The 15,585-nt window shown below is 72.7% G+C and carries 14 protein-coding genes; 10 read left to right on the forward strand and 4 right to left on the reverse strand.

Translation table 11 applies throughout. The annotated features are described in order from the left end of the window. Positions 1-214 precede the first annotated feature (214 nt). Positions 215-1,390 carry an elongation factor Tu gene (gene tuf / locus ACGFW5_RS19445; RefSeq protein ID WP_393835476.1) on the forward strand — a complete coding sequence of 392 codons (1,176 nt, stop codon included), beginning with the start codon at positions 215-217 and terminating at the stop codon, positions 1,388-1,390. 124 nt (positions 1,391-1,514) lie between these two features. Then, complete coding sequence (locus tag ACGFW5_RS19450) at positions 1,515-2,375, forward strand: spermidine synthase (RefSeq protein WP_393835477.1); 861 nt, start codon at positions 1,515-1,517, stop codon at positions 2,373-2,375. Here the strand turns inward: ACGFW5_RS19450 and ACGFW5_RS19455 are convergent. After that, entirely contained in the window at positions 2,337-3,638 is a 1,302-nt protein-coding gene (locus ACGFW5_RS19455; protein ID WP_393835478.1) for an MFS transporter, read from the reverse strand. The two genes, ACGFW5_RS19450 and ACGFW5_RS19455, sit on opposite strands and share 39 nt — an antisense overlap. Positions 3,639-3,694: 56 nt before the next feature. Next, complete coding sequence (locus ACGFW5_RS19460; RefSeq protein ID WP_393835479.1) at positions 3,695-4,735, reverse strand: hypothetical protein; 1,041 nt, start codon at positions 4,733-4,735, stop codon at positions 3,695-3,697. A 110-nt stretch (positions 4,736-4,845) separates the two neighbouring features. Between ACGFW5_RS19460 and ACGFW5_RS19465 the strand changes: the two genes are divergently transcribed. The 3 genes from ACGFW5_RS19465 (at position 4,846) to ACGFW5_RS19475 (ending at position 8,796) form a co-directional block, all read left to right on the forward strand. After that, positions 4,846-5,283: a DUF4442 domain-containing protein gene (locus ACGFW5_RS19465; RefSeq protein WP_393835576.1), complete on the forward strand. Its 438-nt coding sequence runs from the start codon at positions 4,846-4,848 to the stop codon at positions 5,281-5,283. Positions 5,284-5,575: 292 nt separating this feature from the next. Then, on the forward strand, positions 5,576-8,065 hold the full coding sequence (locus ACGFW5_RS19470; protein ID WP_393835480.1) for a beta-glucosidase: 2,490 nt from the start codon (positions 5,576-5,578) through the stop codon (positions 8,063-8,065). A 74-nt stretch (positions 8,066-8,139) separates the two neighbouring features. After that, positions 8,140-8,796, forward strand: a complete 657-nt coding sequence (locus ACGFW5_RS19475) for a DedA family protein (RefSeq protein WP_393835481.1) — start codon at positions 8,140-8,142, stop codon at positions 8,794-8,796. A gap of 161 nt (positions 8,797-8,957) precedes the next feature. Here ACGFW5_RS19475 and ACGFW5_RS19480 read toward each other — a convergent pair whose 3' ends face one another. Next, positions 8,958-9,398, reverse strand: coding sequence for an SRPBCC family protein (locus ACGFW5_RS19480; protein WP_393835482.1), 441 nt, complete (start codon positions 9,396-9,398; stop codon positions 8,958-8,960). Between the two features lie 170 nt (positions 9,399-9,568). On the opposite strand from ACGFW5_RS19480, the gene ACGFW5_RS19485 reads away from it, so the two are divergent. After that, a complete protein-coding gene (locus ACGFW5_RS19485) occupies positions 9,569-10,099 on the forward strand; it encodes a gamma carbonic anhydrase family protein (RefSeq protein WP_393835483.1) in 531 nt (176 codons plus the stop codon). A gap of 69 nt (positions 10,100-10,168) precedes the next feature. Beyond that, positions 10,169-10,912 carry an acyltransferase gene (locus tag ACGFW5_RS19490; RefSeq protein ID WP_393835484.1) on the forward strand — a complete coding sequence of 248 codons (744 nt, stop codon included), beginning with the start codon at positions 10,169-10,171 and terminating at the stop codon, positions 10,910-10,912. Here the strand turns inward: ACGFW5_RS19490 and ACGFW5_RS19495 are convergent, their stop codons facing one another. Beyond that, complete coding sequence (locus tag ACGFW5_RS19495) at positions 10,913-11,779, reverse strand: EamA family transporter (RefSeq protein WP_393835485.1); 867 nt, start codon at positions 11,777-11,779, stop codon at positions 10,913-10,915. It lies immediately after the preceding gene. Positions 11,780-11,907: 128 nt separating this feature from the next. Between ACGFW5_RS19495 and ACGFW5_RS19500 the strand changes: the two genes are divergently transcribed. From ACGFW5_RS19500 to ACGFW5_RS19510, 3 genes are all read left to right on the forward strand, one after another. Then, positions 11,908-12,480, forward strand: a complete 573-nt coding sequence (locus tag ACGFW5_RS19500; protein WP_393835486.1) for a helix-turn-helix domain-containing protein — start codon at positions 11,908-11,910, stop codon at positions 12,478-12,480. A 449-nt stretch (positions 12,481-12,929) separates the two neighbouring features. Beyond that, complete coding sequence (locus tag ACGFW5_RS19505; RefSeq protein WP_393835487.1) at positions 12,930-13,118, forward strand: hypothetical protein; 189 nt, start codon at positions 12,930-12,932, stop codon at positions 13,116-13,118. Between the two features lie 20 nt (positions 13,119-13,138). Further along, complete coding sequence (locus tag ACGFW5_RS19510) at positions 13,139-15,559, forward strand: FxsB family cyclophane-forming radical SAM/SPASM peptide maturase (RefSeq protein WP_393835488.1); 2,421 nt, start codon at positions 13,139-13,141, stop codon at positions 15,557-15,559. The last annotated feature ends 26 nt before the right edge of the window (positions 15,560-15,585 follow it).

Raw genomic sequence — 15,585 nt, forward strand, 5'->3', positions numbered from 1 at the left:
GTCCAGGTACGCCTTCCTCGCAGCGCCGTCCGCAGCAGCGGACGCGCCGAAGGCTGCCGTCGTCACAGCGGCCGACGTGATCGTGACCGCGGCGCCCCTCGGCGGCGCCCGAAGCTGACCCTTCCCGGAGATTCCGGCGGACCCCGCACGGGGAGGGTCGGCCGGACCCAGGGGTCCCAGCTCAGCTCCGCGACCACGCGAGGGACACTCAGCCATGCCCAAGACGGCATACGTACGCACCAAGCCCCACCTCAACATCGGCACCATGGGCCATGTCGACCACGGCAAGACCACCCTGACCGCCGCCATCACCAAAGTGCTCGCCGAGCGCGACGGCGGCCCCACCCAATACGTCTCGTTCGACCGGATCGACCGTGCCCCGGAGGAGGCCGCGCGCGGCATCACCATCAACATCGCGCACGTCGAGTACGAGACCGACACCCGCCACTACGCGCACGTCGACATGCCGGGCCACGCCGACTACGTCAAGAACATGGTCACGGGCGCCGCCCAGCTGGACGGGGCGATCCTCGTGGTCTCGGCGCTCGACGGGATCATGCCGCAGACCGCCGAACACGTCCTGCTCGCCCGCCAGGTGGGCGTCGACCACATCGTGGTGGCACTCAACAAGGCGGACGCCGGGGACGAGGAGCTGAGCGACCTGGTCGAGCTGGAGGTCCGCGAGCTGCTTTCCGCGCACGGGTACGGGGGAGACTCCGTTCCCGTCGTGCGGGTCTCGGGCCTCAAGGCCCTCGCGGGCGAGCCGCGTTGGACCGAGGCGATCGGCGCGCTCCTCGACGCCGTGGACACCTATGTGCCGTTGCCCGAGCGCTATGTCGACGCGCCGTTCCTGCTGCCCGTCGAGAACGTGCTCACCATCACGGGGCGCGGCACCGTGGTGACCGGAGCCGTCGAGCGGGGCACCGTGCGCGTCGGTGACCGGGTGCAGGTCCTGGGCGCGGACGTCGAGTCCGTGGTCACGGGCCTTGAGACGTTCGGCAAGCCGATGGAGTCGGCGCAGGCGGGCGACAACGTGGCGCTGCTGCTGCGCGGGGTGCCAGGTGACGCGGTGCGCCGCGGGCACGTGGTCGCCGAGCCCCACAGCGTCACACCGAGCCGGAGGTTCACCGCCCAGGTGTACGTCCTGTCGACGCGTGAGGGCGGCCGCTCCACGCCGATCGTCACCGGCTACCGGCCGCAGTTCTACATCCGCACCGCGGACGTGGTCGGCGACGTCGACCTCGGCGGGCTGGCGCTCGCGCGGCCCGGCGAGACGGTCACCATGACCGTCGAGCTCGGCCGTGACACGCCCCTGGAGGCCGGGCTCGGCTTCGCCATCCGCGAGGGTGGCCGCACGGTCGGCGCCGGAACGGTCGGCGCGCTCCTGTGACCCGGCGGCCCGCCTCCCCCAACCGGGGCGGGGGAGGCGGGCCCCCGGCCGCCGGCCGGGCCGGGTGACCGCGTCGCCGGACGCCCGGCGGCGCGGGCCGGGGCGCCGGGCGCACAATGGGACGGTGAACGACGACCCGCACGCCGAACCGATACCCGTCATCAGGGAGGTCGACTGGGGCACCGCCAAGCTGATCCCCGACGTCGACCGCGCGCGGGCCTGGCTGCTGACGGTGGACGGCGCACCGCAGTCGTACGTGGACCTCGACGACCCCACGTACATCGAGTTCGAATACCTGCGCCGGCTCGCCCATGTCGTGGACTGCGCGGCCGGTGAGGGCGATCCGCTGGACGTGCTGCACCTCGGCGGCGGCGCCCTCACCCTGCCCCGTTACATCGCGGCGACCAGGCCCGGCTCACGTCAGGACGTGGTGGACGCCGACCGGGCGCTCGTCCAGCTCGTCCGCGAACGTCTGCCGCTGCCTCCGGACGCCGGGATCACCCTGCACGCCGCGGACGCCAGGGCCTGGGCCGAAGCGGCTCCCGCCGCATCGGCCGACCTGCTGGTCGCCGATGTCTTCGGCGGCTCGCGGGTGCCCGCCCACCTCACCTCGATCGCGTACGCACGCGTCGCCGAGCGCGTTCTGAGGCCCGGCGGGATCTACGCGGCCAACCTCGCCGACGGTACGCCCTTCGCCTTCCTCCGCTCCCAACTCGCCACGTTCCGCGCGGTGTTCGCGGACGTCGCCCTGATCGCCGAGCCGTCGGTGCTGCGCGGGCGGCGCTTCGGCAACGCGGTGCTGCTGGCCTCGGCGCGCCCCCTGGACGTCGCCCCGCTGGCCCGGCGCACGGCGAGCGACGCCTTTCCGGCACGGGTCGAACACGGCGACTCCCTGCGCCGCTTCGTCGCGGACGCCCAGCCCGTCACGGACGCGGACGCGCGGCCCTCACCCGAGCCGCCCGAGGGCGCCTTCAGTATCGGCTGAGTCCGCGGGGGCGGACGCAGCCACCGGTCCGGTGCGCCGGGTCAGGCGGCGTACGTCGGGCACGCACAGGACCGCCGCGGTCAGCAGGACGATCAGCGCCGAGCAGCCCCACAACGCGGACGTGCGGCCCACCGCGCTCTGGACGGGCCCGGCGAGCGCGGTGGCCAGCGGCACCATGGCGATCGAGCCGAGCCAGTCGTAGGCGGAGACGCGGGACAGTTTCTCCTCCGGGATCTCCTGGCTGAGCGCGGTCATCCAGGAGACGCCGAAGACCTCGATCGAGACGCCCGTCAGGAGCATGACGGCCGCGAGTGCCATCACGGGCAGCGGCACCGCGAGCGCGGCGGAGGGAAGGGCCAGCGGGAAGATGCTGAGGCTGCCCGCGAGCAGGAGGCGGCGTGGTTTCCAGCGCATCATCAGGAGCGCGCCGCAGAACGTGCCGGCGCCGAACGCGGCGAGCGCGAACCCCCAGGGGCCCGGCCCGCCCAGATCGTCACGCGCCACCAGCGGTCCGTACACCGCCTCGGCGGCCGCCACCACGGCGTTGACGACCGCGAACTGCACCACGACCGACCACAGCCAGGGCCGCGACACGAACTCACGCCAGCCCTCGCGGAGATCGGAGAGCATGCCGCCGCCCGCCTCGCGGGGCGGTATGTGGCTCACGTCGAGGAAGGCCCGCAGCGCGCCGGCCACCGCGAAGGCGGCGGCGTCGATCGCGAGCACCCAGCCCGGGCCGACGACCGCGATGAGGGCGCCGCCGAGCGCGGCGCCGCCGATGCCCGCACCGTGCATCGCCATCCGGTAGAACGCGAAGGCCCGTCCGGCCTGCTCACCGCTCACGGTGGACATCAGCATGCCCTCGGACGCCGGGCCGAAGAACGCCTGGCCCGTGCCGCCGAGCGCGGACAGCGCCATCATCTGCCACAGCCGGGGATCGCCATTGAGGACGAGGAGCGCGAAGGCGCCCTGCGAAAGGAAGTTGAGGACGTTGGCGGCGACCATCACCCGGTGCCGCGGCAGCCGGTCCGCCAGTGCGCCGCCGACCAGCAGGAACAGGACGAGCGGCACGGTGCGGGCCGCCGCGACCAGGCCCACGTCACCGCCACTGCCGCCAACCTGGAGGACGGCGAACGCCGCCGCGATCAGCGCGCCCTGGCTGCCCAGGTTCGTGACGACGGCGGCGGCGGTCAGCAGGGTGTAGTTGCGGCCGGCCCACGCGGGGCGCCGGGAAGGGGGAGGGGTGGCGGAGGCGATGGTCACCCAGGGACTATGGCCTCCGCCACCCTTCGTGGCCAAACGGTTTGTGACCGGTCGCCTCAGGAACCGGAGCCGGAGGCGGGCACGAGACGGATGGTGCTGAGGATCTTCTGGATGGTGTCCTCGGTGACCGCGTCGGGCACGCCGGTGTTGGCGAGGAGGCTCCAGGCGGCGAGATCGCCGTTGGCGGTCTTGAAGCCGAAGAGCACGGACTGGCCCTCGGTGGAGCACTTGCTGGTCTTCTTCACGCCCGTCGTCTTGGCCCGCACCACGCTGCCCTGCAAACCGGACTTGGTCGTGTAGGGGACCGCCTTCTCCGCGGTGATGTGGTCCTTGTCCGGCTGGGTGTAGGCGAAGTACAGCCAGTCGTCGGCCTGCTCCGCCGCTTCGGCGGTCGACTTGGCGCCGCTCGCGCCCTTGGTGCCGACGTCGGCAAGGGAGGAGCTCTCGTCGCGGCCGCTGTCGCCCTTGGTGGTGCACCACTTGGACTTGTAATGGGCGGGGCCGGACATCATCATGCCGCCGAACCCGTTGGGATCGGCCTTGTCGGACCAGCCCACGCTCATGGTGGGGCTGTCGACCTCCCAGTCCGGCGGCACGTCGAAGGCGTCGCCACGGGCGGGGTTCACGACGACCTTCCAGCCCGCGATCACCGGCTTGACGTCGTTGCCCGCGCCGCGAGGGTTGGCAGCGGGGGACGACGGGGCCGCCGAGCCGGAGGCCGAAGGCGACTTCGTGCCCTTGCCGTCCGCCTGCGGGGTGCTCTTGCCGTCGTCCTTGAGGACCACCACGCCGGTCACGACGGCGGCCACGACCACGGCGGCGGCCGCGATGATGGCGACGAGGGTGGTCTTCTTCCTGCCGTTGCCCGGCGGCGGTTGCGACGGCCCGGGCGGGCCGCCCACCGGATACTGGGGCGCCGTCGGCTGCTGGTACGGATTGGGCGTCTGGTACCCCTGCGGCGGGTAGCCGGGCTGCGCGGGCTGCTGTCCCGGCTGCTGATAGGGATTCGGCTGCTGGTACCCCGGTTGCTGGTACGGGTTCTGATTCGGATCCTGCGGGTTCTGCTCGCCCCCGGGCGGCTGCTGTCCTGGCCACATGGCCAGTAACCATAGAGGTGCCCCGACCCCGCTGCTACGACGGCCCCCGCCGGGGGATGGCCAACGGTGGCTACCCATGGGTAACATCGGGCCCCATGAGCGCTGATCAGATGTCCGTGGGCGAAATGCTCGCCGCCACCGTCCCCATGGCGAGGACCCTCAACCTGGAATTCCTCGAAACCACCCCCGAGCGGGCCGTCGTGCGGCTGCCGGACCAGCCCGACTACCACAACCACGTGGGCGGACCGCATGCCGGAGCGATGTTCACGCTCGCCGAGTCCGCCAGTGGCGCGATCGTCATCGCCGCCTTCGGCGACCAGATGAGCCGAGCCGTGCCGCTCGCCGTCAAGGCGGAAATCGGCTACAAGAAGCTCGCCATGGGCGTCGTCACCGCGACCGCGACGCTTGGTCGCCCCATCGCCGACGTGGTGGCCGAACTGGACGCGGGGCAGCGCCCCGAGTTCCCCGTCGTCATCGAGATCCAGCGCGCGGACGGCGCGGTGACCGGAGAAATGACCGTCGTGTGGACGCTGCGACCCCACTCCTGATCACCGCGGCACCTCCGCGTCACTGAGTGCGCGCTTCGCCAACTCACAGGCGTCCCGGCCGAGGCCGGGACGCCTTTCGCGTTCCTCCGCGTCCTCGCGGGCCGCTTCTCGCGCGTTCGCGGCCCCGCCCACGTGTGTCTTGCGCCGGACGGTCCTAGCTTGCGCGGCGCCCGTTGTGCCTGACGGTCGGTCAACTCCCTCGTGACGCATAGTGCGTTCACACGTGGAACGCAGACCGCCGCTCGTGCCGCGGTCCACCACGGCGTGCCCGCACACAAAGGAGCGACGGCCCATGTCCGACACGGTTTCCCGAAGGTCAGCACTGCGTCTGCTCGGCGGCGCCGTCACGGTCGCGGCGGCCGCGACCGGCACCCTGGCCGCTCCCGCCGCACTCGCCCGGCCCCGGACCGGGCCACCGGCCTCCCCCCGGGTCGACACGCTGATCTCCCGCCTCACCCTGGACGAGAAGATCTCCCTGCTGCACGGCGCGGCCGACCCGCACGGCCTGGGCCAGGCCGGCTACCTCCCCGGCGTGCCCCGCCTCGGCATCCCCCCGCTCAGGCTCGCCGACGGACCCGCGGGCGTGCGGGTCAGGGAACACGCGACCGCCCTGCCGGCCCCCGTGATGCTCGCCGCCGCGTTCGACCCCGCACTGGCCCGCGCGTACGGCGAGGTCCTGGGCCGCGAAGGGCGCGCGCTCGGCCAGGACGTCGTCCTCGCCCCGATGGTCAACCTGATCAGGACGCCGTACGCCGGACGGAACTTCGAGACCTTCTCCGAGGACCCGCTGCTCAGCGCCGATCTGGTCGCCGAGGAGATCCTCGGCATCCAGAGCCAGGGGCTCATCGCCACCGTCAAGCACTTCGCCCTGAACAACCAGGAGCAGGACCGCACGTCCATCGACGTAAAGATCGCCGAACAGCCGCTCCACGAAATGGAACTCCGCGCCTTCGAGGCGGCCGTCACCGCGAGGACGGGCGCCGTGATGGGGGCGTACAACAAGGTCAACGGGGCCTACGCCTGCGAGAACAAGACAATCCTCAGCGACATCCTGCGCGACGAGTGGCACTTCGACGGCTGGGTGATGACCGACTGGTTCGCCGCGCACAGCACCGTCGCCTCCCTCACCGCCGGGCTCGACATGGAGATGCCGAGCGGCACCTTCTTCGGTGGCGCGCTGCAACGGGCGGTGGGCGACGGCAGTGTCACCGCGGCGCTCGTCGACCGCTCAGTGCGGCGCGTCCTGAGCGTCATGGAGCGCTTCTCGCTGCTCGACGGCGGCGGCCCGGCCCGGCCCGACCGCGACCCGGCGGCCGGGGCGCGCGTGGCGCTCCAGGTGGCCAAGGCGGGCGCCACCCTGCTCCTCAACCGGTCCGCCACCCTGCCCCTCACCGGCGCCGCCGCCCGCAGCATCGCCGTGATCGGACCCACCGGGTCCCTGCCCTTCATCGGCGGCGGAGGCAGCGCGCACGTCGTGCCCGACCGCGCGCAGAGCCCCCTTGACGCCCTCAGGGCCCGGGCCGGGGACGACGCCGAGATCGGCTACGCGCTGGGCGAGGACCTGTACGGGAAGCCGCTGCCCGGCACCTCGGCCGGCGCCGACTTCGAGGGGCAGCCCGTCGCTGCCGGCGCGAGCTGGACCTATGACGGCACGCTCACCGTCACCGAACCGGACGAGTGGACCTTCCACATCCACTACTCGGGCGACCGCCCCAAGGTGCTGCTCGACGGCACCGACCTCTTCCCGCCCGCGCCCGGACTCCTCGAACTCTTCGGCGGCGGACTCGTCGGCGCCGCACCCGACGGCCTCCAGGTCCGCCGCAGCACCGTGCGGCTCACCGCGGGCACGCACCGGCTCGCCGTCACCGCGAAGGGCGGCGGCAAGGGCCAGCTCTTCCGGTTGCGCCGCACCACGGGGGCCACCCGCGCCGCCGACGTCGCCGAGGCCGTGCGCGCCGCACGGGCGGCCCGTAGCGTCGTGCTGTTCGCGTACGAGGACGCCACCGAGGGAGCCGACCGCACCGGTCTCGCGCTGCCCGGCCACCAGAACGAGCTGATCGAGGCGGTCGCCGCCGCCAACGCGCGCACCACGGTGGTGCTCAACACCTCATCCAGCACCACCATGCCGTGGCTGGAGCACACCGGCGCCGTCCTGCAGATGTACTACCCGGGCCAGGAGGGCGCCGAGGCAACTGCGGCCGTCCTGTTCGGGGACTGCGACCCCGGAGGCCGGCTCACCCAGACCTTCCCCCCTTCCGACGACCGCCACCCCGTGGCCGGCGACCCGCTGCGCTACCCCGGCGTGAACGGCACCCAGGAGTACTCCGAGGGCATCCACCTCGGCTACCGCTGGTACGACGCCGAGGGCGTGACGCCGCTCTTCCCCTTCGGGTACGGGCTGTCGTACACGACGTTCGCGTACTCCGGGCTGGGCGTGCGGCCCGACGGCGACGGGCTCGCCGTCGACTTCACCGTCCGCAACACCGGCAGCCGTGCGGGCATCACGGTGGCCCAGGTCTACCTCGGTCCCTCGCCCGACCTCCGGCCGGCCCAGGCGCGCCGCGCCCTGGCCGGCTACCGCCGCCTGGAACTGGGCCCCGGCGCCGCGCAGCGCGTGACCGTACGCGTCTCGGCCCGCTCCCTGTCCTCCTGGGACCCGGAGCGGCACGGCTGGGTGCTCGGCACCGGGACGCGCGAGGTCAGTGTCGGCGTCAGCGCACGCGAGCAGCGTCTGGTCGGCCATGGCCAGGTCCGATCGGGCCCAGCGGCCCCGCGGCCCTGACCGGGTAGGCTTCCCGGCGTGCGCCAGGGGGGCGCACGCCGGGCACCGGCCCGGTGCGAGCGGGAGGAAGCGCGTTGCACATCCAGGAGTGGCTGGAGCACATCCCCGCCGTCAGTGTCTATCTCCTGGTGGCGCTCGTCATCGGGGTCGAAAGCCTCGGCATCCCGCTGCCCGGCGAGATCGTCCTGGTCAGTGCGGCGCTGCTGGCCTCGCAGCAGGGCCACATCAATCCGGTCGTACTCGGAGCCTGCGCCACGGCCGGAGCGGTGGTCGGCGACTCGATCGGCTACGCCATCGGCCGCAAGGGCGGCAGGCCGCTCATCGCCTGGCTCGGCCGCAAGTTCCCCAAGCACTTCAGCGAGGGTCACGTCGCCATGGCGGAACGGTCCTTCCAGAAGTGGGGCATGTGGGCCGTGTTCTTCGGCCGCTTCATCGCCCTGCTCCGGATCTTCGCGGGACCGCTCGCGGGCGTCCTGCACATGCCGTACTGGAAGTTCCTCATCGCCAATGTGCTGGGCGGCATCTGCTGGGCGGGCGGCACGACGGCCGTCATCTACTACCTCGGCATCGTCGCCGAGTCCTGGCTGAAGAACTTCTCCTACCTCGGTCTCGTGGCCGCCCTGCTGATCGGGGTCGCCTCCATGCTGGTGGTCAAGAACCGGGCGAAGAAGTCCATGGCCGAGGCCGAGGCGGCGCGGTCCACGCCGGAGAACGTTCCGGCCGGGGACTGAACTCCCGACTCCCGCGACCGGGCCGGCCCGACTCCCGCGACCGGGCCGGCCCGGCTCGGCCGCGGTCGGGCCGGGCCGGCCCGCCGGACCCGCGCGGCCACGCCGCACGACGCCACGGCCGCGCGCCCCGCACGAGGAGGCGACCGCACCCGACGCGGCCGTCAGGGGGCGTCCCGCAGCAGGATTTTCAGGGCCCGGCCGAACACGACGCGCCCGGCGCTCGCGGTCAACCGGTCCAACGCGCGCGGAAGTCCCCGTACGCGCAGCTCCTCCCGCCACACCAGCCGCGCCCCTTCGCCCGACTCACCCACCTCGATCTCGGCCCACCCCGTGATCGCGCGGCCCCGCTTCTCCAGCCGGCAACGGCCCGGCCGGTCCGCGGCGGGCGGCTGCCAGCGGGTGACCTCCATCGGGTCGGCGAAGCGCAGGCGGCCGAGGCCGGTGCGCGCCACGAACACCGTGCCGACGCCCGTCGGCGGCGCGGTGCGCACCGTGACCCGGGTCAACGGGACGCCGTCGCCGTGCCGTTCCCAGTCCGTGAGCCGCCGCCAGGCCTCGGCGGGGGAGAGGTCGGTGCGGCGTTCGATCCGGAAGAGTGCCATCGCGTGATCGTAAACGGGAGCGGTCCGCGCGCACCGGAGGCCGTCGGCACGGCACTCCCACCGTCGGGCACAAGCGGCCCCCGCCCGCGCCGGCCCGCGTGGCGTCGCTTAGCGTGACACCCGGCGCGATGGAATCCGTACCGCGATGGAATCCGTACAAGGAGTGGCGCATGGCAGAGCAGGCGTTGGTCATGGCAGTGGGCGGCAGGGCGCCCGAGATCGCCCCGACCGCGTTCACCGCACCCACCTCGGTGGTGGTCGGCGAGGTCACGCTGGCCGAGGGCGCGAGCGTCTGGTACCACGCGGTGCTGCGGGCGGACTGCGGACCGATCGTGATCGGCGCGGAGAGCAACATCCAGGACAACTGCACCGTGCATGTCGACCCCGGCTTCCCCGTCACTCTCGGCGAGCGGGTCACCGTGGGGCACAACGCGGTGCTGCACGGCTGCACCGTGGAGGACGACGTCCTGGTGGGCATGGGGGCCACCGTCCTGAACGGCGCCCGGATCGGCGCCGGTTCGCTCATCGCGGCGCACGCCCTGGTGCCGCAGGGCATGCGGGTGCCGCCCGGCTCTCTGGTCGCGGGCGTACCGGCGAAGGTCCGGCGCGAACTGACCGAGGAGGAGCGCGAGGGCATCAAGGTCAACGCCCTGATGTACGTCGGCCTGGCCGCGGACCATCGCACGGCCCACGGCGGCTGAGCCCGTGCTGAGCGGAAGATCACAGGCGTCGGCCGTGATCGGCCGGGCGGCGGTGAGTACCGTGAGCGGGTGCCCAAGAACAGAAACACGTTCTCATCGCTGACCGCCTGGCGGCGCCGGATCGCCTCCCGCGCGGTCCACGGCGGTTGGGCCTTGATCAAGGAGGCGGGCGCGGTCACCTCCGAGCGCCCGGGAAAGCTGCGCTTTCGCCGGATCGGACACGGGACCCGCCTCGCCTTCCCGCAGGGCACCGTGTTCGGTGAGCCCTGGATCGAACTGGGCGACCACTGCATCATCGGCGAACAGGTCACCCTGACGGCCGGGATGATGCCCGGCCTCGACCTCGGCGCCGAGCCCATCCTGACCCTGGGCGACGGAGTCGTACTCGGCCGGGGCAGCCACGTCATCGCCGACACGACGGTCACCATCGGCTCGGACACGTACTGCGGCCCCTACGTCTACATCACCTCGACCAACCACAGCTACGACGACCCCCGCCAGCCCGTGGGCAAGCAGTGGCCCCGCATGGAGCCGGTGGAGATCGGCCCCGGCTGCTGGCTCGGCACGGGCGCCGTGGTGCTGCCCGGCGCCCGGCTCGGCCGCAACGTGGTCGTGGCGGCGGGCGCGGTCGTACGCGGCGAGGTGCCCGACCACGCGGTGGTGGCCGGTGCGCCGGCGCGGATCGTGCGCACCTGGGACGAGCGGAACGGCTGGCAGCCGCCCCTTCGCACGCCGGCGCCGGTGCCCATCCCGGAGGGCGTCACGCCCGAACAGCTCCTCGCCATCGCGGAGTTGACGCCCGAAGAGGCCTGATCAGCCGGTCGCGAGCAACACGGTGCCGACCAGCGCGAGACCGGCGCCCGCCGCCTGCACCGCGCGCAGCCGCTCCTTGAGGACGCCGCGCGCGGCGAGCGCGGTGACCACCGGGTAGAGCGAGGCGAGCACCGCCGCGACGACGACCGGGCCCCGCTGCGCGGCCATCGAATACGTGCCGTTGGCGGCCACGTCGGCGAGGCCCACGAAGGCAAGCGCGGGCAGCGCGAGGCGGACGGCGCGCAGGCCGCCGTCCTCGGGCAGGGCCCGGGCGCCGCGCCGTACCGAGACGAACAGGGCGGCGCCGCCCACCGCGACATTGGTGACGCGCTGCACGAACAGCGCGAGGAACAGCCCCGTCACGGTCGTCGATGCCTCGGAGATCAACGCCATCACCGCGCCGAAGCCGAAGGCGGCGAGCAGGGTGAGCAGGACCGCCCGACGCCGCACCGCCGCGCCGCGGAACTCCGGGCCGCCCGCCAGCAGCACGCCGGCCACGGCCACCGCGATCCCGGCGAACTGCGCGATCCCCGGCCGGTCGCCGAGGACGAGCCCGACGCCCACCGGCACCACGACGCCGAGCGAGCCGAGCGGTGAGACGACGCCCATGGGGCCGAGCGCGAGGGCCTGGTAGAAACTGAGCATGGCCACCGGGCCCACGACGCCCGCCGCGACCGCGAACCACAGCTGCGGGCCCGCCTCGCTCCCGGCGCCGGTGGCGAGGACGACCGCGCCGAGGACCACCACGGCGACCGCCTGCGAGGCCACCACGACGGTCAGCGCGGGCAGGCGCCGGGTGAGCAGCCCGCCGCCGAAGTCGGCCAGCCCCCACAGAAGGCTCGTGGCCAGGGCGAACAGTGCGGTCATCGGGAGCCCTCGCAGTACAGTGGAGTGACACGGAAGATCAGTGGGTTGCACCTCACGGTAGTGCAATAAATTGAACGGTGTCATCAAAATATTGGACGGCCCCCCGGGGCCCACCTCATGGACGGAATGTGTCGGACCTCGAACTGCTGACCCAGTCACTGGCCCGCAACGTCAAGCGATGGCGCACCGAGCGCGGCTTCACCCTGGAGGGTCTTGCCGCCCGCGCAGGAGTCAGCCGCGGCATGCTCATCCAGATCGAGCAGGCGAGGACCAATCCGAGCGTGGGCACCGTCGTGAAGATCGGTGACGCGCTCGGCGTGAGCATCACCACCCTGCTCGACTACGAGAGCGGTCCCGCGGTCCGCGTCGTTCCCCCCGAGCAGGCCGTCCGGCTCTGGTCGAGCGAGCACGGGAGTCACAGCACGCTGCTCGCCGGCACCGAGGCGCCGGGCCCGCTGGAATTGTGGCACTGGCGCCTCGCCCCCGGCGACGCCAGCCCCTCCGACCCGCACCCCGCCGGTACGGTCGAGCTGATCCATGTCACCCGGGGCACGCTCAGCCTGCGCGTGGACGGCGTCAACTACCCCGTTCCGGCAGGCCATTCGGCCTCCTTCGAGGCCAACACCGCCCACGCGTACGGTAATGAGGGCGCCGAGCCGGTGGAGATGACGATGGCCGTGTCGGTTCCCTTCGCACGCTGAGACGGTCAACCTCCCCCGAAGCGCGGCGTGTTGGCGTGCGCGCGTATATGCTGTCGATGCGCGCATTCTGATCGGTTCAGCATCACGTTCTGGATGATGTGCGTCTGTATCCGGCGATCCGGCCCACGACGGGCAGGCGCTGGTTATCGTCGTCACTCTCGCGTCCGGGGCGACGCACGGGGCGGGTTCAATTCCAACGAAACCACCCGTGCGGGTGGTTTCGGCGTCCATGCCGAACCCGGGCACGGGCCCGCGCAGTTGTGGTGTCCCGGGAGGTGGCGGTGGCCGGACCCGGTCGCTCGTGGCACGGGAGCGCACAGGGCCACCGCGTGCGGCCGTCTCGCACCCCGTACCGAAAAGCCCATGCAATGTTCTCCGAGCCGCGTTGTGCGCAGCGATCAAGAAGTGCCCCGCTGCGGAAACGGTGCTCCGATCTGGAAGGCGCTCACGTGGAAGCTCTCGTCTCGGCGGCCGAACGTCCCGGCCCCGCCCCCCGCAGGGCGGGGGGCCGACGGCTGCCGCTGGTGAAGCGGGCGGCGGCGCAGAGCGCCGGCAAGGCTCCGGCGAGCCTGACCCGGGTGATGGCGGCGGGGAGCCCCGGGGTCCCCGGCACCTCCGCCTTCCAGTCGGCGCTCTGACGGGCGGAACGGCACCCCCCATGGACCGGCCGATTCAGCCTGCTCTGTCGCAGTTCGTCCTGAAGGTGCACAGCCGCTGCGACCTGGCGTGCGATCACTGTTACGTCTACGAACACGCGGACACCAGCTGGCGCGGGCGGCCGAAAGTCGTCTCCGAGCAGATCCTCGCCCAAGTGGCGGACCGCATCGCCGAGCACGCCGGGCGCCACCAACTGCCCACCGTCCACGTCGTTCTGCACGGCGGCGAGCCCCTGCTGGCCGGACCCGTCCGCCTACGACGGGCCGCCGAGGAACTGCGCAGGGCGCTGCGCGGAGTGAGCGCCCTCGATCTGCGGATGCACACCAACGGGGTGCTGCTCGACGAGAAGTTCTGCGAACTCTTCCTCGAACTCGGTGTCAAGATCGGTGTGTCGCTCGACGGAGATAAAGTTTCCAACGACCGCCACCGGCGCTACGCCGACGGCCGCAGCAGCCACGACAAGGTCATGCGCGCGGTGGAGCTGCTGAACCGCCCCCGCTACCGCCCCCTGTTCGCCGGCCTGCTCTGCACCATCGACGTCGAGAACGACCCGCTCGCCGTCTACGACGCACTCGTGGAACTCGCGCCGCCCCGCATCGACTTCCTGCTCCCGCACGCCACGTGGGACACTCCACCACCACGGCCCGGCGGCGCCGCCACCCCGTACGCGGACTGGCTCGAAGCCGTCTACCAACGGTGGGACGCGGCGGGGCGCACCGTCCCCGTCCGCATCTTCGACTCCGTGCTGCGCACCCTTCGGGGCGAGAGCAGCCTCACCGAATCGCTCGGGCTCGCCCCCGCCGACCTCGTCGTGATCGAGACGGACGGCACCTTCGAGCAGGCCGACAGCCTGAAAACCTCCTACGACCGGGCCGCCGCGACCGGGATGGACGTCTTCACGCACTCCCTCGACGACGTCCTCGAACACCCCGGCATGCTCGCCCGCCAGCAGGGCATCGAGCAGCTGTGCCCGCAGTGCCGCGCGTGCCCGGTCGTGCGGTCCTGCGGCGGAGGTCTCTACGCGCACCGCTATCGCACCGGCGGCGGCTTCGACAATCCCTCCGTGTTCTGCCCCGACCTGCTGGCGCTGGTCACCACCATCAGAGACCGGGAGGCGGCCGTGCCCGCACCAACCCCGCGAGCCGCCGAACTGCCCCTGGAACAAGGCGACTTCGATGCCCTGGCCGCCGGCTTCGGGGGAGCGGACACCATCACGCGCCTGGCCGCGGCCCAGCTGGACATCAACCAGGAACTGCTCGCCGCCGTCAGCGGCTGCATCGCGCTCTCCGACCGCGAGGGCGCGGCGGCCTGGGAACTCCTGACGCACCTGGACGCCGAAGCACCCGCGGAACTCGACGCGGTCCTCGCCCACCCGTACACCAGGCCGTGGGCGCTGAGCGTGCTGGAGGGCCGCGCAGCGCCCGCCGGCGGCCTGGCCGAGATCGCCGCGGCCACGGTGCTGCGGGCCAGGCTCGACCTGAGCCTGACCGTTCCGCTGAAGGGCGGGCTGCTGCGGCTGCCCGGCCTCGGCGGCGTCCTGCTTCCCGAGGGATGCGACCAGGCCGAAGTGACCGGCGGCGCCGAGGGGTTCACGGTGGGGGCCGGCGCCCGGCGGCTCGACATCGGCTGGCACGAGGGCCTGGAAGGACCGGCCCCCCACTGGCAGCCCGTGCGCCTCTTCGAGGGCGACGGCTGGAGCGTGGCCATCGAGGACACCGACCCGCTCAGGGACCGCCACGCCTGGCCCGTCAGCCGGCGGATCGCGGACGACGAGATCAAGCTGTGGGCCGAGGACCTGACCGGCGCCTGGTCCCTCATCCGGCGTGAACTGCCCGCGTACGCCGACGGCGTGGCCGCGGGACTGCGTCTGATCACCCCCCTGCACGCACCGCACGGCAGCAACGTCAGCGCCGCCTGCAAGGAGGCCTGGGGCGCGATCGGGGCGGCCCGGCCCTCCTCTCCCGACCAGTTGGCCCTGCTCATCGTCCACGAGTTCCAGCACGTGAAGCTCGCCGCCGTCCTCGACGCGGTCGACCTCTACGACACGGCGGACCGGGGCCTGTACTACGCCCCCTGGCGGCCCGATCCGCGCCCCATCGGCGGCCTGCTCCAGGGAACGTACGCCCACATCGCGGTGACCGACTTCTGGCGGGTGCGGCGTGAAACGGCAGCCGGGTCCGTCGAACGCGGCGTCGCCGAGACCCAGTTCGCCCGCTGGCGGCGCCAGACGGCGGAGGCCGTCGAGGAACTGCTCGGCTCCGGATCGCTGACCGACCTGGGGCGCAGCTTCGTGACGGGGATGGGTGAAACGGTGGGCGGTCGCCAGCATGAGCCCGTCTCACCGGCCGCGCTGTCCGCGGCCGACCGGTCCGCCCGGCGTCATCGCGCCGAGTGGAAGGCCCGCGCCGAAGGAGCGAGCTGAACGAATTGAGCTGTGCATTGCGCGCA

It is taken from the genome of Streptomyces sp. NPDC048416, from assembly GCF_043200435.1.
Taxonomy (GTDB): domain Bacteria; phylum Actinomycetota; class Actinomycetes; order Streptomycetales; family Streptomycetaceae; genus Streptomyces.